This window comes from Streptomyces sp. TRM70350 (genome assembly GCF_019219825.1).
Taxonomy (GTDB): domain Bacteria; phylum Actinomycetota; class Actinomycetes; order Streptomycetales; family Streptomycetaceae; genus Streptomyces.
In genome coordinates this window covers 390,189-410,723 of the sequence record NZ_JAHUXH010000001.1, presented here as the reverse complement: position 1 = coordinate 410,723, position 20,535 = coordinate 390,189, and the positions used below count along the sequence as shown (strand labels likewise).

Annotated in this window: 25 protein-coding genes and 1 tRNA gene; 13 read left to right on the top strand and 13 right to left on the bottom strand. The window is 72.0% G+C overall.

Annotation, left to right across the window (positions count from 1 at the left end):
- Positions 1-9: 9 nt before the first annotated feature.
- Genes KWI83_RS01870 through KWI83_RS01855 form a run of 4 tightly spaced genes read right to left on the bottom strand, consistent with a single transcriptional unit; the run spans position 10 to position 3,923 of the window.
- A complete protein-coding gene (locus KWI83_RS01870; protein ID WP_218512440.1) occupies positions 10-918 on the bottom strand; it encodes a sugar phosphate isomerase/epimerase in 909 nt (302 codons plus the stop codon).
- Position 919: 1 nt separating this feature from the next.
- The gene (locus KWI83_RS01865) at positions 920-1,837 is read right to left on the bottom strand and encodes an ATP-binding cassette domain-containing protein (protein ID WP_218512439.1); all 918 of its coding nucleotides are present in this window, start codon (positions 1,835-1,837) and stop codon (positions 920-922) included.
- A gap of 5 nt (positions 1,838-1,842) precedes the next feature.
- The gene (locus KWI83_RS01860; protein WP_218512438.1) at positions 1,843-2,919 is read right to left on the bottom strand and encodes an ABC transporter permease; all 1,077 of its coding nucleotides are present in this window, start codon (positions 2,917-2,919) and stop codon (positions 1,843-1,845) included.
- Entirely contained in the window at positions 2,919-3,923 is a 1,005-nt protein-coding gene (locus KWI83_RS01855; RefSeq protein WP_218512437.1) for a sugar ABC transporter substrate-binding protein, read from the bottom strand. The genes KWI83_RS01860 and KWI83_RS01855 overlap by 1 nt, the downstream gene beginning before the upstream one ends.
- Positions 3,924-4,081: 158 nt before the next feature.
- Here KWI83_RS01855 and KWI83_RS01850 point away from each other — a divergent pair, with 158 nt between their 5' ends.
- The gene (locus KWI83_RS01850; protein WP_218512436.1) at positions 4,082-4,843 is read left to right on the top strand and encodes a GntR family transcriptional regulator; all 762 of its coding nucleotides are present in this window, start codon (positions 4,082-4,084) and stop codon (positions 4,841-4,843) included.
- 2 nt (positions 4,844-4,845) lie between these two features.
- Here KWI83_RS01850 and KWI83_RS01845 read toward each other — a convergent pair whose 3' ends face one another.
- The 3 genes from KWI83_RS01845 to KWI83_RS01835 all read right to left on the bottom strand — a co-directional run bounded on the left by KWI83_RS01845 (position 4,846) and on the right by KWI83_RS01835 (position 6,753).
- Entirely contained in the window at positions 4,846-5,832 is a 987-nt protein-coding gene (locus tag KWI83_RS01845) for an aldo/keto reductase (protein ID WP_218512435.1), read from the bottom strand.
- 71 nt (positions 5,833-5,903) lie between these two features.
- Positions 5,904-6,605, bottom strand: coding sequence for an NUDIX domain-containing protein (locus tag KWI83_RS01840; protein WP_218512434.1), 702 nt, complete (start codon positions 6,603-6,605; stop codon positions 5,904-5,906).
- A 74-nt stretch (positions 6,606-6,679) separates the two neighbouring features.
- Positions 6,680-6,753, bottom strand: a tRNA-Pro gene (locus tag KWI83_RS01835).
- 97 nt (positions 6,754-6,850) lie between these two features.
- Here KWI83_RS01835 and KWI83_RS01830 point away from each other — a divergent pair.
- From KWI83_RS01830 to KWI83_RS01820, 3 genes are all read left to right on the top strand, one after another.
- Positions 6,851-7,372 (top strand): DUF309 domain-containing protein, encoded by a 522-nt coding sequence (locus KWI83_RS01830; RefSeq protein WP_218512433.1) that lies wholly within the window; start codon positions 6,851-6,853, stop codon positions 7,370-7,372.
- A gap of 88 nt (positions 7,373-7,460) precedes the next feature.
- Positions 7,461-8,222, top strand: coding sequence for a precorrin-6A synthase (deacetylating) (cobF, locus tag KWI83_RS01825; RefSeq protein ID WP_218512432.1), 762 nt, complete (start codon positions 7,461-7,463; stop codon positions 8,220-8,222).
- Between the two features lie 393 nt (positions 8,223-8,615).
- Positions 8,616-9,629: a lysylphosphatidylglycerol synthase domain-containing protein gene (locus KWI83_RS01820; protein ID WP_218512431.1), complete on the top strand. Its 1,014-nt coding sequence runs from the start codon at positions 8,616-8,618 to the stop codon at positions 9,627-9,629.
- A gap of 46 nt (positions 9,630-9,675) precedes the next feature.
- On the opposite strand, the gene KWI83_RS01815 is transcribed toward KWI83_RS01820, so the two are convergent.
- Positions 9,676-10,416: a cobalt-precorrin-6A reductase gene (locus tag KWI83_RS01815; protein WP_218512430.1), complete on the bottom strand. Its 741-nt coding sequence runs from the start codon at positions 10,414-10,416 to the stop codon at positions 9,676-9,678.
- Between the two features lie 198 nt (positions 10,417-10,614).
- Between KWI83_RS01815 and KWI83_RS01810 the strand changes: the two genes are divergently transcribed.
- The gene (locus KWI83_RS01810; protein WP_256361610.1) at positions 10,615-10,770 is read left to right on the top strand and encodes a hypothetical protein; all 156 of its coding nucleotides are present in this window, start codon (positions 10,615-10,617) and stop codon (positions 10,768-10,770) included.
- Between the two features lie 10 nt (positions 10,771-10,780).
- On the opposite strand, the gene KWI83_RS01805 is transcribed toward KWI83_RS01810, so the two are convergent.
- The gene (locus KWI83_RS01805; RefSeq protein WP_218512429.1) at positions 10,781-11,146 is read right to left on the bottom strand and encodes a VOC family protein; all 366 of its coding nucleotides are present in this window, start codon (positions 11,144-11,146) and stop codon (positions 10,781-10,783) included.
- A gap of 112 nt (positions 11,147-11,258) precedes the next feature.
- On the opposite strand from KWI83_RS01805, the gene KWI83_RS01800 reads away from it, so the two are divergent.
- Positions 11,259-12,086 carry an HAD-IIA family hydrolase gene (locus tag KWI83_RS01800; RefSeq protein ID WP_218512428.1) on the top strand — a complete coding sequence of 276 codons (828 nt, stop codon included), beginning with the start codon at positions 11,259-11,261 and terminating at the stop codon, positions 12,084-12,086.
- 6 nt (positions 12,087-12,092) lie between these two features.
- On the opposite strand, the gene KWI83_RS01795 is transcribed toward KWI83_RS01800, so the two are convergent.
- On the bottom strand, positions 12,093-12,866 hold the full coding sequence (locus KWI83_RS01795) for a sulfite exporter TauE/SafE family protein (protein ID WP_218512427.1): 774 nt from the start codon (positions 12,864-12,866) through the stop codon (positions 12,093-12,095).
- 284 nt (positions 12,867-13,150) lie between these two features.
- Positions 13,151-14,338: a thiolase family protein gene (locus tag KWI83_RS01790; RefSeq protein ID WP_218512426.1), complete on the bottom strand. Its 1,188-nt coding sequence runs from the start codon at positions 14,336-14,338 to the stop codon at positions 13,151-13,153.
- Positions 14,339-14,543: 205 nt separating this feature from the next.
- On the opposite strand from KWI83_RS01790, the gene KWI83_RS01785 reads away from it, so the two are divergent.
- From KWI83_RS01785 to KWI83_RS01760, 6 genes are all read left to right on the top strand, one after another.
- Positions 14,544-15,353 (top strand): alpha/beta hydrolase, encoded by an 810-nt coding sequence (locus tag KWI83_RS01785; protein WP_218512425.1) that lies wholly within the window; start codon positions 14,544-14,546, stop codon positions 15,351-15,353.
- 43 nt (positions 15,354-15,396) lie between these two features.
- Complete coding sequence (locus tag KWI83_RS01780) at positions 15,397-15,660, top strand: WhiB family transcriptional regulator (protein WP_218512717.1); 264 nt, start codon at positions 15,397-15,399, stop codon at positions 15,658-15,660.
- Positions 15,657-16,136 carry a Dps family protein gene (locus KWI83_RS01775; protein WP_218512424.1) on the top strand — a complete coding sequence of 160 codons (480 nt, stop codon included), beginning with the start codon at positions 15,657-15,659 and terminating at the stop codon, positions 16,134-16,136. Before KWI83_RS01780 ends, KWI83_RS01775 begins: the two co-directional genes overlap by 4 nt.
- Positions 16,137-16,171: 35 nt before the next feature.
- Positions 16,172-16,504: a DUF3140 domain-containing protein gene (locus KWI83_RS01770; protein WP_218512423.1), complete on the top strand. Its 333-nt coding sequence runs from the start codon at positions 16,172-16,174 to the stop codon at positions 16,502-16,504.
- Complete coding sequence (locus tag KWI83_RS01765) at positions 16,501-17,151, top strand: endonuclease (protein WP_218512422.1); 651 nt, start codon at positions 16,501-16,503, stop codon at positions 17,149-17,151. The genes KWI83_RS01770 and KWI83_RS01765 overlap by 4 nt, the downstream gene beginning before the upstream one ends.
- A 66-nt stretch (positions 17,152-17,217) precedes the next feature.
- Positions 17,218-18,036 carry an SAM-dependent methyltransferase gene (locus tag KWI83_RS01760; protein ID WP_218512421.1) on the top strand — a complete coding sequence of 273 codons (819 nt, stop codon included), beginning with the start codon at positions 17,218-17,220 and terminating at the stop codon, positions 18,034-18,036.
- Here the strand turns inward: KWI83_RS01760 and KWI83_RS01755 are convergent.
- A complete protein-coding gene (locus tag KWI83_RS01755) occupies positions 18,029-19,270 on the bottom strand; it encodes an amidohydrolase (RefSeq protein WP_218512420.1) in 1,242 nt (413 codons plus the stop codon). The genes KWI83_RS01760 and KWI83_RS01755 overlap by 8 nt on opposite strands.
- A 105-nt stretch (positions 19,271-19,375) precedes the next feature.
- Positions 19,376-19,774, bottom strand: coding sequence for a MarR family transcriptional regulator (locus KWI83_RS01750; protein WP_218512716.1), 399 nt, complete (start codon positions 19,772-19,774; stop codon positions 19,376-19,378).
- A 476-nt stretch (positions 19,775-20,250) separates the two neighbouring features.
- Between KWI83_RS01750 and KWI83_RS01745 the strand changes: the two genes are divergently transcribed.
- The gene (locus tag KWI83_RS01745; RefSeq protein ID WP_218512419.1) at positions 20,251-20,478 is read left to right on the top strand and encodes a hypothetical protein; all 228 of its coding nucleotides are present in this window, start codon (positions 20,251-20,253) and stop codon (positions 20,476-20,478) included.
- The last annotated feature ends 57 nt before the right edge of the window (positions 20,479-20,535 follow it).

The window sequence follows — 20,535 nt, the reverse complement described above, 5'->3', positions numbered from 1 at the left end:
CCCGGGCCGTCAGGCTCCGCAGGACCGCAGGAACTTGCGGGTGCGGACCGCGATCGGCAGCGGCTTGTCCGGCTCGCAGGGGTACATGTCCTGCTCGACGATCGCGAACAGCTCCACGCCCAGCCCCTGGGCCGCCGTGAGCACGGGCCCCAGCTCCGGCACACCGGACGGCGGTTCGCACATCACGCCCCGCTGCACGGCCGGTCCGAACGGCACCTCGTTCGCGACCACGTCGGCGAGGATCTCCGGGTCGACCTGCTTGAGGTGCAGATAGCCGATGCGCTCACCGTACGTCTCGATCAGCTTGACGCTGTCGCCGCCGCAGTAGGCGTAGTGCCCGGTGTCCAGGCAGAGGTTGACCAGCTCGGAGTCGGTGGAGTCGAGGAAGCGCTCGACGTGGTCCTCGGTGTCGATGTGGGTGTCGGCGTGCGGGTGCACGACGATGTCGAGGCCGTAACGCTCCTTGACCTCGTGCCCGAGGCGTTCCATGCCCTTGGTCAGGTACGCCCACTGTCCGGCCGTCAGCTCCGGCGGCTCCAGGATCTCGGCGGTCTTGTCGTCGCGCCAGAACGACGGGATGACCACCAGGTGCTTGGCGCCCATGGCCTGGGTGAGGGCGGCGACCTGGCTGACGTGCTCCCAGGTGGACTCCCAGACGGACGGGCCGCGGTGCAGGCCGGTGAAAACCGTGCCCGCCGAGACCTTCAGGTTCCGCTTGTTCACCTCGTCGGTGAGCCGGGCCGGGTCGGTCGGCAGATAGCCGTAGGGGCCCAGCTCGATCCAGGAGTATCCGGCCTCGGCGACTTCGTCGAGGAAGCGTTCCCAGGGGACCTGCTGGGGGTCGTCGGGGAACCAGACGCCCCAGGAGTCGGGCGCCGAGCCGACCCGGATGCGGTCGAGGGCGGGGGTGTCGGCCATGTCAGGAGGTCCCTTCGGAAGAGGCGGGAGAAGCGGACGTCGCCTTCGAGGGTGCCGTGAGGCCCTCCTCCTCGGGGAGTTCCTCCACGTCGACACCCCGCACCTGCGCCAGCTCGTGCTTGAGCGCGGCGAGTTCGGCGCCGCCGGCCATGTGGTTGGTCAGCTCTTCCAGGCTGACCTCGCTGCGGTCGGCGGAGAGTTCCAGAGTGCCCAGGCGCAGCACGCTGAAGTGGTCGCCGACCATGTACGCGTGGTGCGGGTTGTGGGTGATGAAGATGACGCCGAGGCCGCGGTCGCGGGCGGCGGCGATGTACTTCAGCACCACACCCGACTGCTTCACGCCCAGCGCGGCGGTCGGCTCGTCCAGGATGAGCACGCGGGCGCCGAAGTGCACGGCGCGGGCGATCGCCACGCACTGGCGCTGGCCGCCGGACAGGGTGCCGATGGGCTGCTCCAGGTCGTCGAGGACGATGCCCATGGCGCGCAGTTCCTCGTCCGCGGTCTGCTTCATGCGGGGGATGTCGAGGCGCCGGATCGGCCAGCGGCCCTTGGTGAGCTCGGAGCCGAGGAAGAAGTTGCGCCACACCGGCATCAGGGGCACGGTGGCCAGGTCCTGGTAGACGGCGGCGATGCCCTTGTCGAGGGCCTCGCGCGGGGTGGCGAAGCGCACCGGCTCGCCGTCGACGAGGAACTCGCCCTCGGTGTGCTGGTGCAGACCCGAGATGATCTTGATGAGGGTGGACTTGCCGGCGCCGTTGTCGCCGAGCACGCAGGTGACCTTGCCGGGGTGGACGGCGAGGTCGACGCCGTGCAGGGCGCGGATGTTGCCGTAGGACTTACCGGCGTTGCGCAGTTCGACGAGGGCCCCGTCCGGCCGGGGGACGGCGTCCTGGAGCACTGCTCCGTGGGTGGTTGTCATGGCGGTCACCTCCGGGTCGCGGTGCGCTGCACCCACAGATTGATGAGGACGGCTCCGAGCAGCATCACGCCGAGGAAGGCCTTGAACCAGTCGGGGTTCCAGCCCGCGTAGACGATGCCCTGCTGGACCATGCCGAACATGAAGGCGCCGAAGACGGGGCCGATGGCGGAGCCGTACCCGCCGGTGAGGAGGCAGCCGCCGATGACCGCCGCGGCGATGTAGATCAGCTCCTGGCCGACGCCCTCGCCGGACTGCACGGTGTTGAAGGAGAACAGCTGGTGCATGCCGACGAACCAGGCGCCGAAGCCGACCAGCATGAACAGGGTGATCTTGGTGAAGGTGACCGGGACACCGACCGCGCGGGCGCTGTGCTTGTTGCCGCCGACGGCGAAGATCCAGTTGCCGTACTTGGTGCGCAGCAGCACCCAGGTGGCCAGGGCCGCGAAGGCCAGCCACCACACCACGGTGATCTTCACCTGGACGCCGCCGACGTCGAAGGACGAGGCGAACAGGGCCCTGGCCTGGTCGAACCCGTCCATGGCGCTGATGTCGTCGGTGGCGACGTTGCCGGTGACCAGCTTGGTCACCGCGAGGTTCACACCCTGCAGGATCAGGAAGGTGCCCAGGGTGACCAGGAAGCTCGGCAACCCGGTCTTCACCAGCATCCAGCCGTTGAACGCGCCGACGGCCAGCGACACCACGAGCGCGACGATCACGCCCGTCCAGACGTTCAGGGTCAGCTGGTAGCTGAGCATGGCGGCGGTGAGCGCCGAGGTGATCACGGCGACACCGGCCGACAGGTCGAACTCGCCGCCGATCATCAGCAGGGCCACCGGCAGGGCCATGATCCCGATGGTGGACGCCTGGTAGAGGACCGTGGCCATCGAACTGCCCTGGCGGAGCGAGGGCGCGGCGATCAGGAAGAAGACGAACACGGCGACCGCGCCGAGGAAGACGCCGACCTCGGGCCGGGCGAGCAGCCTCAGCGCCAGGGACCGCTCCCGGGTGCGTCCGTCGGTCTGCTTGGCGCCGGGCGCCGGCGGTGTGGTCACCGTCGGCGCAGCCTGCTGGGTCATGCTCATCACCGGGTCCCCTTCGCGGCGAACTCGGCGATCCGCTCGACGTTGGACCGGTCGACGAACGCCGGACCGGTCAGCACCGGCTGCTCACCGCCGCCGCTGTAGTTGCCGTTGTTCTTGTAGAGCCACAGCCCGTCGACGGCCAGGTACCCCTGAAGGTAGGGCTGCTGGTCGACGGCGAACTGGATGTCGCCGCGCTGGATGGCACCGGTCAGGTCCTTGTTGAGGTCGAAGGTGGCGACCTTGGCCTTGCTGCCCGCCTCGGACACCGACTGCACGGCGGTCAGCGCGAAGGGGGCGCCGAGGGTGACCACGTAGTCGATGGCGCTGTCCTGCTTCAGCTTGGCGGTGATCGTCGCCTTCACGGACGGCATGTCGGTGCCGTTGACGTTCAGGGTCTCCGTGGTGCCCTCGAACGTCTTCTTCACCCCGTCGCAGCGCTGGGTGAGGCCGATGTTGCCCTGCTCCTGGATCACGCAGACGGCTTTCTTCGCGCCCTCCTCGTTGAGCCGCTTGCCGAGCGCCTCGCCGGCCACGTTCTCGTCCTGCCCGAAGAACTCCAGCAGGCCGAGCTGCTTCCAGTCGCTCAGGCCGGAGTTCAGGCCGACGACGGGTATGCCCGCCTGCTCGGCCTTGCCGAGGACGTCCTTGAGGGCGTCCGGCTTGGCGAGGGTGACGGCGATGCCGTCGACCTTCTGGTCGATGGCGTTCTGCACCAGGTTGGCCTGGTTGCCGGCGTTGGGGTCGGCGGAGTAGACCAGCTTGATGTTGTCCTTGGCGGCGGCGGCCTCGGCGCCCTTGCGCACGATGTCCCAGAAGGTGTCGCCGGGCGCCTGGTGGGTGACCAGCGCGACCGTCATCCGGGGCGTGGTGGCCTTGCCCGCCGAGGCACCGTCCGCTCCCTCCTCGGCCTTCTTCCCGCCTGAGCTGCTGGAGCAGCCGGCGAGGACCAGAGCCGCCGCCGCTGCCACGGCCAGGGCGGAAGTGATTCTGCGAGAGCGGTCCATCTTTCCTGCACCTCACTGTGCGATGGGGGGAAAGGCTGTCGTTGGGACGGGATCAAATCCCCTGGCGCGCCCGCTGTCAATACTTTGTTAAGACATCATTTCACAAGCAGGTCCTAATGTAAGAACAAAGTGCTACGGTGTGGGCCGGGAGGGACGCCATGACCAGTACCGCCTCCGGACTCGCCGCCGTGCGCTTCGCACTCGACCGCACCAGCCCCGTGCCGCTCTACCACCAGCTCGCCCAGCAGTTGGAGGCGGCCATCGCGAACGGGATCCTCACGCCGGGCAACCAGCTGGGCAACGAGGTCGACCTGTCCGTCCGCCTCGGCCTGTCCCGCCCCACGGTACGCCAGGCCATCCAGTCCCTGGTCGACAAGGGACTGCTGGTCCGCCGCCGCGGCGTGGGCACCCAGGTCGTGCACAGACAGGTCAAGCGCCCGCTGGAGCTGAGCAGCCTCTACGACGACCTGGAGGCGGCCGGGCAGCAGCCCTCCACGCGGGTGCTCCGCAACGAGACCGTCCCCGCGGCCGCCGACGTCGCGGCCGCCCTCGGCACGCCCGAGGGCGACGAGGTCACCGTCCTGGAACGGCTCCGCTTCACCCACGGCCACCCGGTGGCGTTCCTGTGCAACTACCTGCCGGCGGGCCTGCTCCCCCTGGACACCGACCGGCTGGAGGCCACCGGCCTGTACCGCGTGCTGCGCGCCACCGGCATCACCCTGCACAGCGCCCGCCAGACCATCGGCGCCCGCTGCGCCACCGCCGAGGAGGCCGCCCGCCTCGGCGAGAAGGAGGGCGCCGCGCTCCTCACCATGCAGCGCACGGCCTACGACGACACCGGCCGGGCCGTCGAGTACGGGACGCACGTCTACCGCGCGTCCCGGTACGCCTTCGACTTCCAGCTCCTGGTACGGCCCTGACGTCAGTGCGCCGCGTCCAGCCGGGCCCGCTGATCCGCCGTCAACTCCAGCTCCACGGCGGCGAGATTCTCCTCCAGCTGCGCCACCGACGAGGCCCCGGCCAGCGGAATCACCGGCAGCTCCCCGCCTGTCTGCCACGCCAGCACCACCTGGCCCACGGTGGCCCCGGTCTCCCGCGCCACCTCCCGCAGCACGGCCAGCCGTGCTTGCGTACCGGGGTGGTCGTAGTCGCCCGGCAGCGGCTTGTCCGCGCGTCCGTACGCCCCGCCCAGCAGCGGCGAGTAGGCGACCAGCGTGAGCGCCGGATCGGCCCGCAGATAGCCGAGGAGTTCGGCGCCCGCGTGACCGAGGCTGCCGTCGGGGAAGAGGTCGCTGGGGACGTCGTAGCGGGGACGCAGATGGCTGTGCTGGTACTGGAGCACCTCGTAGCCGGGCAGTCCGGCCGCGGCGGCCAGGGCGCGGGCGCGCTCCACCCGCCAGATCGCCTGGTTGCTGACGCCGAGCAGTCCGACCGTGCCCTCCGCGACCAGGGCGGCGAACCCCTCGACGGTCTCCTGGAGGGGGACGGTGGGGTCGTCGATGTGGGCGTACAGCAGGTCCAGCTTCTCCACGCCGAGCCGCTCGCGGCTGCGCTCGGCGGACTCGCGGATCACCTTCGCCGACAGGCCCTCCGGATTGTCGGTGAAGCCGGTGCCGGGGGCGAGGGGGCGGGCGCCGACCTTGGTGGCGATGACGACCTCGTCGCCGATACCACGGCTGCGCCGCCAGCGGCCGAGGAGTTCCTCGCTCTGGCCTCCCTGGCTGCCGTCGACCCAGAAGGCGTAGTTGTCCGAGGTGTCGATGAAGGTGCCCCCGGCCTCGACATAGCGGTCGAGGACGGCGAAGGACGTCCGCTCGTCCGTGCGCGAGCCGAAGAGCATGGCGCCGAGGGCCAGCACGCTGACCTCGCGACGGGTGTCCGGGGCGGTGCCGATGGTGCGGTACTTCATGGTGTTCCCTCCCGTGCGCGCCCGGTTGTCCGGGCACGCACGGGAGTCTTCAGCCTGAAGTGCGCTTCAAGTCAAGGCAGTGGTGACCAGCGCTGCGCGAACGGCCCTTCGAGTGCGGCCCATTGCAGCAGCATGATGGTCTTCGCGTCGGCGATCTCGCCGGTGCGGATCATCTCCAGGGCCCTGCGGAAGGGCAGTTCGAGGATCTCGATGTCCTCCCCCTCCTCGCCGAGCCCGCCGCCCTCGTGAGTGCGGGTCGAGGGTCCGTAGGCGGCGGCGTAGAAGCTGACGCGTTCGGTGACCGAGCCCGGGCTCATGTAGACGTCGAAGAGGTGCTGGACGGCGTCGATGGTGTGCCCGGTCTCCTCGGTCACCTCCCGCCGGATCGCCTCCTCCGGGTGCTCGTCATCGTCGTCGAGCAGCCCGCCGGGCGTCTCGATCAGCATCCCGTCGGGGTGCCCGTTGACATACACGGGGAAGCGGAACTGGCGGGTGAGCAGCACGGTCTCGCGTGTGGTGTCGTACAGCAGCATCGTGGCGCCGTTGCCGCGGTCGTGCGTCTCGCGCTCCTGGGTGCTCCAGGTGCCGTCGGCGTGCTGGAAGTCGAAGGTGGTCGTCCGCTCGACGTACCAGTGGCTGGACAGCAGTTTCACGTCCCGCACCTTCACGCGCGGGTTGCCGGTCAGATCCCGGCCCACCTGGTCGAGCCCGGTACGGCCGCGGCGGTCCGGGGTGTCGACACCGGCGATGATCGGAGTGAACTCGTTGGTCATGCCCCGCTTGTACCATCCGGCCCCGCAGACCAACGGAAAAGGGGCCATCGAACAGATGGCCCCTCGCCGAACCGTCGGGACGACAGGATTTGAACCTGCGACCCCTTGACCCCCAGTCAAGTGCGCTACCAAGCTGCGCCACGTCCCGATGCGCCTCACCGCGGAGAACCGCGTGATCGCGGACAATACTCTACCCCACACCCCCGGACGCGCCGCAGCGGGACCGGAAGCGGGACAATCGCCGTATGGCCAGTACCAGCATGCCGGAAGGACGTCAGCCCGGCCCACGGGACCGCGACAGCGAGGGCCGCGCCCGCAGCGCCCGCCCGCGCGACGGCCTGGGACGCCCCCTGCCGTACGACGCGCGGGGCGTGCCCCGGCAGCCCGAGGGGGTCGTACGGACACCGCAGGAGACGGTCGCCGAGGCCCAGGCCCTCCTGAACGCGGGCAAGCCGTTCCACGCCCACGAGGTCTTCGAGGACGCCTGGAAATCGGGCCCCGACGAGGAACGCACCCTCTGGCGCGGCCTGGCCCAGCTGGCCGTGGGGCTGACGCACGCGGCCCGCGGGAACGCGACGGGGGGCGCCCGGCTGCTGCGGCGCGGGGCGGCCGCGATCGAGGAGTGGGCGGCACGGACGGGGCGGAAGCGCCCGTACGACCTGGACGTGCAGGGGCTGACGGAGTGGGCGCGGGGGCTGGCGGGAGACGTGGAGGGCGGGTCGGTGGTCGACGCGGGAGCGCGAGCGCCTGGGCTGCGCGGCGGGTGAGCGGCGGGATCGGGGGCCCGAGTCGATTCCAAGCCGCCGCGGATGAGGCGGTGGGCTCGCTGTCAGTGCGGTGCGGCACACTCTGGGTGTGCGAAAGATTCATGTCATCGGTATTGGCGCGGGCGACCCCGAGCAGCTGACCCTCCAGGCGGTCCGGGCGTTGCGGAGCACGGACGTGTTCTTCCTGCTCGACAAGGGAGAGGTGAAGTCCGACCTCACCCAGCTGCGCAAGGACATGCTCGACGCGCACCTACCGGAGGGGACGTACCGCCTGGTCGAGGCGCGCGATCCGGAGCGGGACCGCGGCGCGGGCGGCGCGGCGTACTCACCGGCGGTCGGGGACTGGCGCAGCGCCCGTGCCGACATCTACGAGCGGCTGATCGCCGAGGAGTTGGGCGAGGACGAGAGCGGCGCGTTCCTGGTGTGGGGCGACCCCGCGCTGTACGACAGCACGCTCGGCATTCTGGAGGAGGTGCTCCAGCGGGGCACCGTGGACTTCACGTACGACGTCGTGCCGGGCATCAGCAGTGTCTCCGCCCTGGTCGCCCGGCATCGCACGGGACTGAACCGGGTCGCCGGGCCGGTGCAGATCACCACGGGCCGGCGGCTCGCCGAGGGCTTCCCCGAGGGGGTGGACGACGTGGTGGTGATGCTCGACGCCCACCAGACGTTCCGGCAGTACGCCGATCAGGACATCGACATCTACTGGGGTGCCTACATAGGCACGCCGGACGAGATCCTCGCCTCCGGCCCGATCGCCGAGGCGGCGCCGCGCATCGAGCGGCTGCGGGCCGAGGCGCGGGAGCGCAAGGGCTGGATCATGGACACGTATCTGCTGCGCCGGCACTAAGGGGTCCTTGCACTATGAGCGTCCGATCAGGTCGCGTGGTCTGGTGCCGTGCATCGCAAGGCGCCGGAGCGCCCTGGTAGCGGAGCTACCTGGGCGGTTCGGCAACGTGGCGAGGTGCGGTGCCAGGCCGCGCGACCCGGGCGGGCATAGTGCAAGGACCCCTAAGGGGGCGCACGGTGCGGGTGCGCACGCCTCCGTCACTCCCGCAGGGCGTGAACGCGCCGGTCTGACACCACCACGGCCGCTTTCTTGTGCTGCGCGCTGGCGCCGCTTCGGCTGCAGGACACCCGAGCGTCATACCGGGCGGGCACGTTTCGGCCGTCCCCACCTGTCTCGCCTTGCATCCGTCCGCCCCGCTCGTTCCGGGCGCGATGCGGAAGGACGACGTACGCCGTGTCCCTGCTTCCGCCGGCCGCCGCTCTCCCCAGCGCGCTCCCGACCGCCGCCCCTGTCCGCTCCCCCTCCGTCGAACGCCTCTCCCGCCTCACCCGGCACGGTCTCACGGTGCTGCCGCTGCTGCTCATCGGCGGGTGGGCCGTCGTCGACTGGCGCTCCGTGCGCGACGGCGCCGCCCGGCTGGCCGCCGCCGACCCCGGCTGGCTGCTCGCCGCGCTGTTCTTCACCTGCCTCGGCTGGCTGGCCGCCGCGGTGGTGCGGCAGGGTGCCATCCCCGAACGGCTGCCGCCGGGACTGCTGGTCGCCTCGCAGTTCGCCGCGGGCGCCGCCAACCACGTGCTCCCCGCGAGCATCGGCGCCCACGCGGTCACCCTGCGCTTCCTGCAGAGCCAGGGCATACCCCTGGCCCGGGGCACCGCGTCGCTCGCCCTGTACTCGCTGGTCAGGCCGGTGGCGAAGACGGCGGTGCTGATCGTCTTCCTCGTCGCCCTCCCCGGCATGCTCCGGCTCGGCGAACTCGTCCCGGACGACCGGACCCTGCTCCTGGTCGCCGGCGGCGTGGGCGTCGCCTTCGTCGTGGCCGGCTGCCTGCTGGCCGTCGTCCCCGCCCTGCGCCGCCCGGCCGTCTGCTTCCTGCGCACCGCGCTGACCGACGCGCGCATCCTGCACACCCGGCCCAGCCGCGTCCTCGCTCTCTGGGGCGGCGCGGCCGCCACCCCGCTGCTCCAGGGCAGCGTGATCGCCACCGTCGGCTTCTCGCTCGGGCTGGAGCTGTCCTGGGCACAGGTCGTCTTCGCGCTGCTGATCTCCAGCACGGCGGTCGGCGCCGTGCCCGCGCCGGGCGGGATCGGGCCGGTGGACGCGGCGCTGGTGTTCACCATGGCGGCGTTCGGCGCGCCGGTGGGCCTGGCGACGGCGACCGTCATCGCCTACCGCGTGATCACGGTGTGGCTGCCGCTGCTGCCGGGCGCGCTGGTGCTGTCGGCGCTGGTGCACCGCAAGGTGCTGTGAGCCTCGTGGGCCGTACCGAGCCACGCCAGGTGCCGCAAGCCCCTCGTCAGCCGGACCCGAGCCACGCCAGGGCCCCTGGTACGTCGGCCACCGCCGTCACGCCGGACGGCAGCGGTGGGCGGCGTACGACGACGACGGGCACGCCGAGTTCACGGGCCGCCGTGAGCTTGGCGGCCGTCGCCTCTCCCCCACTGTCCTTGGTGACGATCACGTCGATCCGGTGCTCCCGCAGCAGCGCCGACTCCTCGGCGACGGTGAACGGGCCCCGGGCGAGGACGAGTTCGGAGGCCGGCGGCATCGGGGGTTCGGGCGGTTCCACGGACCGTACGACGAAGCACAGCTCCGCCAGATGGGCGAAGGCGGCGAGGCCCAGGCGGCCGGTGGTGAGGAGGACCCGGCGGCCGAGTCGCGGCAGCAGCTCCGCGGCCGCGTCCAGCGAGGCGACCGGGTGCCAGTCGTCCCCCGGCCCCGGCCGCCAGCCCGGCCGGCGCAGCACGACGGCCGGGACGCCGGTCAGGGCGGCGGCCCGGGCCGCGTTCGCGGTGATCGCCTCGGCGAAGGGATGCGTGGCGTCGACGACAGCGGACACGTCGTGGACGCGTAGCCACCCGGCCAGCCCCTCCGCTCCGCCGAACCCCCCGATCCGCAGGTCGCCCTCGACCGCCCCCGGCCGCGACACCCGCCCCGCCAACGACGTCGTGACCCGTGCATCCGCGCGGGCGGCCAGTGCGGCGGCGAGTTCGCGGGCCTCGGTGGTGCCGCCGAGGATCAGGACGTGACGGGACATGGCGTCGAGAGTACGAGGTGCGGCGGCCCGCCCGCGTCGCCGCACTGCACGACAGGCCCACCGCCGCGTAACCCCGCGCGGCGAAGAGCCGCCGCCCCTCCCGCAGGAGCCCGCGCCGGGTCACCTTGTGCCGACGGCGGGCCGCAGGCAGTCGATGGTGTCGTCACCCGGCGGGCGCATCCGCGGGAGCACCGTGCCGTGGTGCTGGAACTGACGGCTGCCGGGTCGGCCGCGCTGCCTGCCGCCCAGCCCGAGATCGATCGCTTCAACGGTGAGTTGCGCGCGCTGCTCGGGGACCGGGGGTTCGCTCGGACGGCGTCCGCGCTGGGCCGGCTGGCGCACTGGGCGCCGTGACTCTGCCGGGTCACCCGCCCGGCGGCTGGTGCAGGCCGAAGGACGAGCCCTGGTCGTCACGGCACAGCTTGAACCGGCCGAACCGGGCGACGGATTCAGGGTCCTCCTCCCCCTCCTCGCCGATGTCCTGGACCGTGCCGCCCAGTTCACGCACCTTGGCGGTCGCGGCCTCGATGTCGTCGACGCGGAAGAAGAGATACGGGGACGCGCCCTCGTCACCGCCGTGCATCCCGCCCGGCAGCCCGTCGGTGCCGACGGTGAACCCGCGTCCGCTCGGCGCGGGTTCGAGGGTCCAGCCGAAGAGGGCTGCGTAGAAGGCGCGCCCGCGCTCGGGGTCGGCCACGCCGATTTCGAAGAAGGACGGTTCGCCTGCCATCACCTGTCTCCCGTCGCGGGGGCGTCGCCCGGTGGGACCGATCGGGCCACAGCACCTCCTCCATCATCCGCCGGGACCGGACGGGCCGCACTCGAGTGGCTATCGTCCAGGCATGGACTCGGTGCGGGCCGTGCTCATCGACATCGACGGCGTTCTCACCGTCTCGTGGCAGCCGCTGCCCGGTGCGGTCGAGGCGTTGCGGGAGATCCGGGACGCCGGACTGCCGGTCGCCCTGGTGACCAACACGACGTCCCGTACGCGCGCGTCCATCGCCGGGACGCTCGCGGACGTGGGGTTCCCGGTGGCGGCCGAGGACATTCTGACCGCACCGGCCGTCACCGCCGCCCATCTCGCCGAGCGCTTCCCGGGGGCGCGGTGCGCGCTGCTGAACAGCGGGGACATCCGGGAGGACCTGGAGGGCGTGAGCCTGGTGGACGACACGGACGCGGAGGAGGCCGAGGGTACCGAGGGTGCCGACGCGTCGGTGGATGTCGTGGTCGTCGGTGGCGCCGGGCCCGAGTTCACCTATACGGCGCTCAACCGGGCGTTCGGGCACCTTCAGCGCGGGGCGCGGCTCGTGGCCATGCACCGCAATCTGTACTGGCGTACCGAGGACGGCCTGCAGCTCGACACCGGGGCGTTCCTGGCCGGGCTGGAGCAGGCCGCGCGTACCGAGGCCGAGGTGACCGGCAAACCGTCGGCCGCGTTCTTCGAGGCTGCGCTGGGCCGACTGGGCGTGAGCGCGGCGGACGCCGTGATGGTGGGGGACGACATCGAGTCCGACGTACTCGCCGCCCAGCGGGCCGGGGTGACGGGGGTGCTGGTGAAGACCGGCAAGTATCTGCCGCAGACGCACCGGGCGGCCGGGGGCACGCCCGATCATGTGGTCGACTCCTTCGCCGACGTACCGTCGCTCCTGGGGCTGAGCAAGAGGCGCTGAGGGCGGCTACCGCAGCAGCAGTTGTACGCCGCCCACCACCGTCGCCGCGATCACCAGCTGCTCGAACAACCGCTGGTTGATTCGGCTCACGGCCCATTTGCCGATCAGCGCGCCGGGCACCACGAACACCACGAGCGCCGCGTCCAGCAGCAGCGACCGCCCGTCGATCAACCCGAGCCCCGCGCTGAAGGGCACCTTGGACACGTTGACGATCAGGAAGAAGAACGCCGACGTGCCCAGGAACCCCAGCTTCCGGAAGCCCGCCGACAGCAGGTACATCGACATCACCGGGCCGCCCGCGTTGGCGACCATCGTGGTGAAGCCGCCGAGGACGCCGTACGAACGAGCCTTCACCCGGCCCGCCCTGCTGGTCACCGACTCCGGCTCCGCCGCCGCCTCCCCCGCACGTCGGCGCCACACCGTCACGCCCGCCATCAGCAGCAGGATCGCCCCGATCGACGTCCGTACCACCTCGTCGTCGGCCCACACCAGGAACAGCGTGCCGACCACGACCCCCGCCGCGACCGCCGGGAACAGCCGCCACAGCGTGGGCCAGTGGGCGTGCCGCCGGTAGGTGAGGACGGCGAGCACGTCCCCGGCGATCAGGACCGGCAGCAGCACCCCGGTGGAGGCGCGAGCCGGGAGCACCGCCGCGAAGATGGCCAGGCTGACCGTGTTGGCCCCGCTCACGGCGGTCTTCGAGAAGCCGACCAGGAGCGCGGCGAAGGCGAGGGCGGCGAACTCCCAGCCGGTGATGTGCCAGAGCGTCATCGTGTCCATGCGGGCACCGATGCTATGTCCATGCATCGGGCGCCGTAAGGAGTGTCTCGCCAGGTGGCCCCCGCGGGGTGCTCCTTGAGCCGCTCGCTGATCCCGGCGGCGTCGGGTTCCACGCCCGGGGCCGGTACGACGACCGCGCACAGGTGCCGCTGGAGTCGGCGCCCAGGGTGACGACCTGGACGCCTACGGCCCGCGCGGCGGCGGTGCCCGTCTGCGCCTGCGCCGGGTGGCACAGCAGCAGCGTCGCGCCGCTGTCCCGCAGGCCGTGCTCGACCTCCGCGCACCTAGCGCCTCTCCACCAGCACCGCGCTCCCCTGTCCCACCCCCACGCACATCGTCGCCAACCCGCGCCCCGCGCGCGTGCGGCGCATCCGGTGCAGCAGGGTGGTCAGGATGCGGGCGCCGGAGCAGCCGAGCGGGTGGCCGAGGGCGATCGCGCCGCCGCTCGGGTTGACCAGGTCGGGGTCGATGCCGAGCCGGTCCACGCAGGCCAGGGCCTGGGCGGCGAACGCCTCGTTGAACTCGGCCTCCTGGACGTCGCCGACGCTCCACCGGGCGCGCGCCAGCGCCTTCTGCGTGGCGGGGACCGGGCCGATGCCCATCACGTCCGGGTGGACGCCGGCCGACGCCCCGGCGACGTACCGGCCCAGCGACTCCAGTCCCAGCTCGTTCAGCGCCTCTTCGCCGACCAGGAGGAGCCCCGCGGCACCGTCGTTCATCGGGGAGGCGTTGCCCGCGGTCACCGTGCCACCCTCGCGGAAGACGGGCTTCAGCCGGGCCAGCTTCTCGTACGAGGTGTCCTCACGGACGCATTCGTCGCTGTCGACCACCACACCGTCGGGGCGCTGCACCGGCAGGAGTTCGTCGTCGAAGTGGCCGTTCTTGCGCGCGTCGGCGGCCAGCCGGTGGCTGCGCAGCGCGAACTCGTCCTGGCGTTCGCGCGGGACGCCGTACCGCTCGGCGACCTCCTCCGCGGTCTCGCCCATGGACAGCAGGCCGTGCAGTTCCTTCATCGCCGGGTTGACCAGGCGCCAGCCGAGGCGGGTGTCGGCGGTCTCGATGCGGTGCGGCAGGGCCTCGTCGGGGCGGGGCAGCACGAAGGGGGCGCGGCTCATCGACTCGGAGCCGCCCGCGAGCACGATGTCGGCCTCGCCCGCGGCGATGGTGCGGGCCGCGAGGGTGATCGCTTCGAGGCCGGAGGCGCACAGGCGGTTGACGGTGGCGCCGGGGACGGACTCGGGGAGTCCGGCGAGCAGGGCGGCCATGCGGGCGACGTTGCGGTTGTCCTCGCCGGCCTGGTTGGCGGCGCCCCAGTAGACGTCGTCGATGCGGGCCGGGTCGAGCGCGGGCACGTCGGCGACGAGGCCGCGGATCACGGTCGCGGCGAGGTCGTCGGGCCGTACGCAGGACAGGGCTCCACGCAGCTTGCCGATGGGGGTGCGGCGGGCGGCCGCGAAGTGGACGGGACGCACGACAGGACTCCTGACCGGGAGCCGGATCAGCGGCTCCGAAGGTTAATTAGCGCTGCTAGTTTCGAACTATAGACCGCCGGGCCCCGCCCTGGGAAGATCCGCAGGAGCGGGGTGATCCCTGGGACCGGGGAGATCCCCGAGACCGGGAAGATCCCCGGGACCGGGAAGATCCCCGGAAGCCTTCACCGACGCAGCCGGAGGAACCATGGCCGACGCCCGCGAGCAGGTCCTCACCGGAACCCGGGGCACGCTCACCGCCCGCGAGTGGCCGCACCCGGATCCGGCCTGCCTGGCCCTCGTCGCGCACGGCTACGGCGAGCACATCGGCCGGTGCGAGGGCGTGGCCGAGGTCCTGCTGGCGCACGGGGCCGCCGTTCTCGGCCCGGATCACATGGGGCACGGCAGGTCCGCGGGTGAGCGGGTGCTGATCGAGGATTTCGAGGACGTCGTCACCGACCTGCACGCGGTCGCCGAGCTGGCCAGGTCGGCGTACCCGGATCTGCCGCTCGTGCTGATCGGGCACTCCATGGGCGGCCTGATCGCGGCCCGCTACGCCCAGCGGCACGGTGACGAACTGGCCGCGCTCGTCCTGTCGGGGCCCGTGATCGGCGCCTGGGAGACACCGGGACGGCTGCTCGCCCAGGACGTGGTCCCCGACATCCCGATCAACCCGGCCGCGCTGTCCCGCGATCCGGCCGTCGGGGCCGCCTATGCCACCGACCCGCTGGTGTGGCACGGCCCGATGAAGCGGCCGACGCTGGAGGCGTTCGCCCGGACCCTTCAGGACGTGGCCGAGGGCGGGGACGTGGGCGGGCTGCCGGTGCTGTGGCTGCACGGGGACGACGACCGGCTGGTGCCGCTCGCCGGGAGCCGGGTCGGTGTGGAGCGGCTGAGCGGGGACACCCTGACCGAACGGATCTATCCCGGCGCACGGCACGAGGTCTTCCACGAGACGAACAAGGCGGAGGTCCTCACCGACGTGACCCGATTCCTGGACAAGGCGCTCGCACGCTGAGACACGCCGTTTGCACCGGTTCGCCCGGGGCACCCGCGCCCGCATGGAGTGGTTGCGGCGAGCCGCCTGCGTGGGTGAGGACCCCGAACTGTTCTTCCCCGTGGGCACGACGGGACCGGCGCTCCGGGACATCGCGGCCGCCAAGCGCGTCTGCGCCCGGTGCTCGGTGATCACCCAGTGTCTGCACTACGCGCTGAGCAGTGGGCAGACCTCGGGTGTGTGGGGCGGGACCGGCGAGCACGAACGCGCCGCGCTGCTCCGTACGTCAAGGACCAGGGACGACATGACAGGGAGAAACGCACCATGACCGTCGTAAGGAGCACTCTGCCCGACGACGCCCGCCGGGTCGCCTGCGACGCGCTCCAGGAGACCCTGGTGGACCTGCTCGGACTGTCTCTCACCGGCAAGCAGGCGCACTGGAACATCGTGGGGCCCCGGTTCCGTTCGATCCACCTCCAGCTGGACGAGGTGGTCGCGGCCGCCCGCGGCTTCGCCGACACGGTGGCGGAGCGCGCCGCGGCGCTGGGCACCCCGCCGGACGGCCGCCCGGAGACCATCGCCGCCCGCTTCTCGCTGCCCGGCCCCAAGGACGGCTGGCTGCGTGACAACGAGGTCGTCCAGGTGATGGCGGAGGCGCTGGAAGCGGCGATCGGCGGGCTGCGGTCCCGGATCGAGGCGACCGAGAAGCCGGATCCGGTCACGCAGGACCTGCTGATCTCCATCACCGCGGAGCTGGAGAAGCAGCGCTGGATGTTCGAGGCGGAGAACGCCCCGCGCGACTGACCGCCCCGCAGCACCCTCGTACGAAGGGAGGGCCCATGACCGACGCCCTCGAACTCGACGCGCTGTGGGAGGACTTCCACCGCGCGGTGAACATGACCTCGCAGGAGCTGGCCGCCTGGCTGCGGGTCCGCGACGCCGACGAGGACGCGGAGCCGCTGCCGGACCAGGCCGGCACACCCACCGGGCAGCACGTGCTCGCGATCCTGCAGAAGCGGCGCACCGATCTCACCGACGACGACATCCGGGTGATGTACGAGGTGGTGGACACGGTCAACGCCCAGGCGGACGTGGAGAACGAGCCCGAGCCCGAGCAGACCCGCCACCGGCACCGGCTGATGACGCTGGGCCACGACCCGCTGAAGCCATGAGCGGCCATGAGCAGCGCGTCGTACGCGAACTGCTGACCGCGCACGGCCGGACGTACGCCGAGGAGGCGGGCATCCGGCTGCGGAACACGCCGCAGCCGCTGTACCGGCTCCAGGTGCTGTCGCTGCTGCTCAGCGCCCGGATCCGGGCCTCGGTCGCCGTCGCGGCCGCGCGTGCCCTGTACGAGGCGGGGCTGCGCGACCCGCGGCGGATGGCCGCGGCCGACTGGCAGGACCGGGTGGACGCCCTGGGCCGGGGCGGCTACCGGCGCTACGACGAGCGCACCGCCACCCAACTCGGTGACGGCGCCGAGCTGTTGACCGAGCGATGGGGCGGCGATCTGCGACGGCTGCGCGAGGAGGCCGGCGGCGAGGTGCCCATACTGCGGCGGCTGCTCCAGGAGATCCCCGGCGTGGGGCCCACGGGCGCCGACATCTTCCTGCGCGAGGCCCAGCGCGTATGGCCCGAAGCCGCTCCGTACCTGGACGCCAAGGCGCTGTCCGGGGCGGAGCGGCTCGGCCTGCCCAAGGATCCGGACCGCCTGCTGAAGCTCGCCGGTGACGCCGAACCGGCCGTGCTCGCCGCCGCGTTGGTGCGGGCTGCGCTGGACAAGGAGGTGGCCGAAGACAGCCTCCGCCGCGCCGCGTGATCGTGTCAGACTTGCCGCTCGTCATGCCCGGGATCACACCCGGGCCGTCGAGTGGAGGAGCTGCGTGTGACCGGGACCGAGTCGGCAGTCCGGCGGATCGACACGACGAAGCCGCACCCGGCCCGGGTGTACGACTGGTTCCTGGGCGGCAAGGACAACTACCCGGTCGACGAGCAGCTCGGCCAACGGATCATGGCGATCGACACCGGCGCCCCGCGGGCGGCCCGCAGCAACCGCTGGTTCATGCAGCGGGCCACGCGGCTGCTGGCCCGGGAGTCGGGAATCCGCCAGTTCCTCGACATCGGCTCCGGCATCCCGACCGAACCCAACCTGCACCAGATCGCCCAGGCCACCGCGCCGGACGCGCGGGTCGTCTACGTCGACAACGACCCGATCGTCCTCGCCCACGCCACCGCCCTGCTGCGCGGCACTCCGGAGGGCGCCACGGACTACGTGCAGGCGGACGCCCGGGAGCCGCACGCCATCCTCGAACAGGCGGCCCAAGTCCTCGACTTCGACCGGCCGGTCGCCCTGTCCCTCATCGCGCTGCTGCACTTCATCGCCGACGAGGACGGCGCCCACGACCTGGTGGCCACCCTCGTCGACGCGCTGGCGCCGGGCAGCTGCCTGGTCCTGTCCGCGATGACCGCCGACTTCGAGCCGGAGAACGTCCGCCGGGGCATCGCCGCCTACGCCGAGGGCGGGGTGACACTGGTGGCCCGCTCCCACGCCGAGATGGGCCGCTTCTTCGAGGGGCTGGAGCTCGTCGACCCCGGGATCGTGTCGGTGGCGGACTGGCGCCCCGAACTGGCGGAGGGCGAGTCGGACATCGGCCCGGGGCCGGTCTCACTGTACGGAGGGGTCGGCCGGAAGCGGGCTAGCTGAACCGGCTCAACGCCGCCGACACCAGCGTCTGCACGCCCGGCACGAGCACCGAGAGGTCCGGCGCGAAGAGCGGGCTGTGGTTGCTGGGGACGTTTCCCAGCCGCTCCAACAGGCCCTCGCCCGGGGCCGCCTCCCACACATCGGCCGGTGTCGTCGTGACGTACCAGTAGTCGTACGGCACTCCCGCCGGCGCCAGCAGGGAGAAGTCCTCGCTGCCCATCGCCGGGCCGAAGTCGAACACCGAGGGGGCGCCGAACAGTTCGCGGTGCACGGACGCGATCTCCTCGTCGAGGGAGGCGTCGTTGACGGTGTTGGGATAGCCGGGGTGGACGGTGATCTCGGGTGGCTGCGGGCATCCGGCTGCCTGGCACTCGCCGGTGACGATGCGGCGCACGGCGGCCAGGACACGCTCGCGCACCTCCGGGTCCTGGGTGCGCAGGTTCAGGGCGAGCCGGGCCTCGGCGGGGATGATGTTGGCCCGCGTACCGGCGTGGAACTGTCCCACCGTCAGCACCGCCGACTGCGCCGCCGCGACCTCGCGGGAGACCACCGACTGCAGCCGGGTGACGATGTACGCGCCGGTCACCACCGGGTCGACGGTCGACTCGGGGCGTGAGCCGTGGCCGCCGAGGCCGTGCACGACGACGTCGATGTCGTCGGAGGCCGACATGATCAGGCCCGGGGTGTGCGGGTAGAACCCGGCGAGACCGGGCGCGGCATGCTGGCCGAACAGCACATCGGGGCGCGGGAAACGCTCGTGCGCCCCGTCCGCGACCATCGCCGCCGCTCCCCCGCCGGACTCCTCCGCGGGCTGCCCGACCACCACGAGCGTGCCCGACCAGGTCTCCCGGCCGGCCGCGAGCGCCTCGGCGGCGCCGGTCAGCCAGGTGACGTGCAGATCGTGGCCGCAGGCGTGCATCACGCCGTCGACGGTGGAGGCGTAGGGCAGGCCCGTCGCCTCCCGCACGGGCAGCGCGTCCATGTCGCCGCGCAGCCAGACGACCGGGCCGTCCCCGTTGGCGAGCACGCCGACGACGCCGGTACGGCCGACCCCTTCCGTCACCTCGTATCCCGCCGCGCGCAGCCGGCCGGCCAGCTGGGCGGCGGTGCGGTGCTCCTGGAAGGCGAGTTCGGGGTGGCGGTGCAGGTCGCGATAGAAATCCTCCAGGCCGTCGGGCTTGAGGCCGGCGGTGAGTTCGAGGGTGAGGCGTGCTGCGGCGGCCGGTTCGCTCATGCTGCTTCCTTCTCCTCCGACGTGGGCACGCTCAGCAACGGGCGTCGCGTGCGGGTGTTGGGGCGGGGGCTGCGGTGTCATCCTGCCGCGTGCTCGCGCGGCCGGTCAGTCCTCCCCGAGGGCGGCCTCGTAGGCGGCCAGGGTGTCGATGAACATGCGGCGCTGCTCGGCCGTCAGGGGGGCGAGCGCCTTGCGCCAGGCACCGGCGCCCCGGCCCAGCCAGCCGCTGATCGCGTCGCGGTGCGTGTCGGCGATGCTGACGATCTTGCGGCGGCGGTCCTCGTCGTCCTCACGCCGCTCCAGGATGCCCTTCCGGCTCAGCTCGCCCACCATCAGGCTCACCGTCGTCGGGGCCACCTCCAGGTGGGCGGCCAGTTCGTTGACACTCATCGGGCCGTCGAAGAGGAGGTAGGCGAGCAGGGAGAGATGGCGCGGGGCGAGGGACAGCGACTGGAACTCGGGCGGGACCGGGATCCGTTTCGCCCGCCCGGCCATGCGCGGCATCAGCAGGAGCAGCGCGCGGACCGCGTCGTCGACGTCCGGGCCGGTGCCGTCGCGGACTCCTGGGTCCGCGGGTTCGGTTGACACGGGCCAACCACCCCCTCAACACTTTTGCTGACAAAGTTTATTTGCTTTCGAAGCAAAATAGGTGCCTCCCTCATGCTATCGGAGGGTCCTGAGCCATGCCTGCACAACGGCCGTCACCGCGGCTGAGCTGAACCAGCAGGTCATCGATGAAGTCCGGGCGAACGGCGGCCGGGTCGGCGGCATGTTCGAGGGCGCGCCCTCGTCCTGCCGACCACCACCGGCGCCCGCACCGGACGCCTCCGCACTGAGGATCACGGTAGGCGAGCGGACCTGCGGGATCGACCGAAGGGCCGAGGGGCGGGCCGTGAACCCTGGCCGGACGGCCGAGGCGGGCGGGCGTGCTCGCGGGCGAGGCTGAAGCCACATCGTTCCTCGCGATCTCGGAGCACGTCATGCAGAGCACGCTCCTCGTCGGCCTGGTCGGCGGCGCGACCGCCGGGGTCGCGCTCGGCGCAGTCGGCACCTACATCCTGTCCGGCACGGAGTCGACCACCCGGCTCGACGACACCAGCACGGTGTCGGTGGACGGCCACAAGTCCCTGTCCGGCCGGATCATCGCGGGCCGCGCCCAGAGCAAGTACCACCCGCTGCCCTGGGTCGGCACCAAGGTCACGGCGTGACCTGCCCGACCGGCCTGAAGGCCGTGGCCGGCGCCACCCTTACCGGTACGGGCAGGA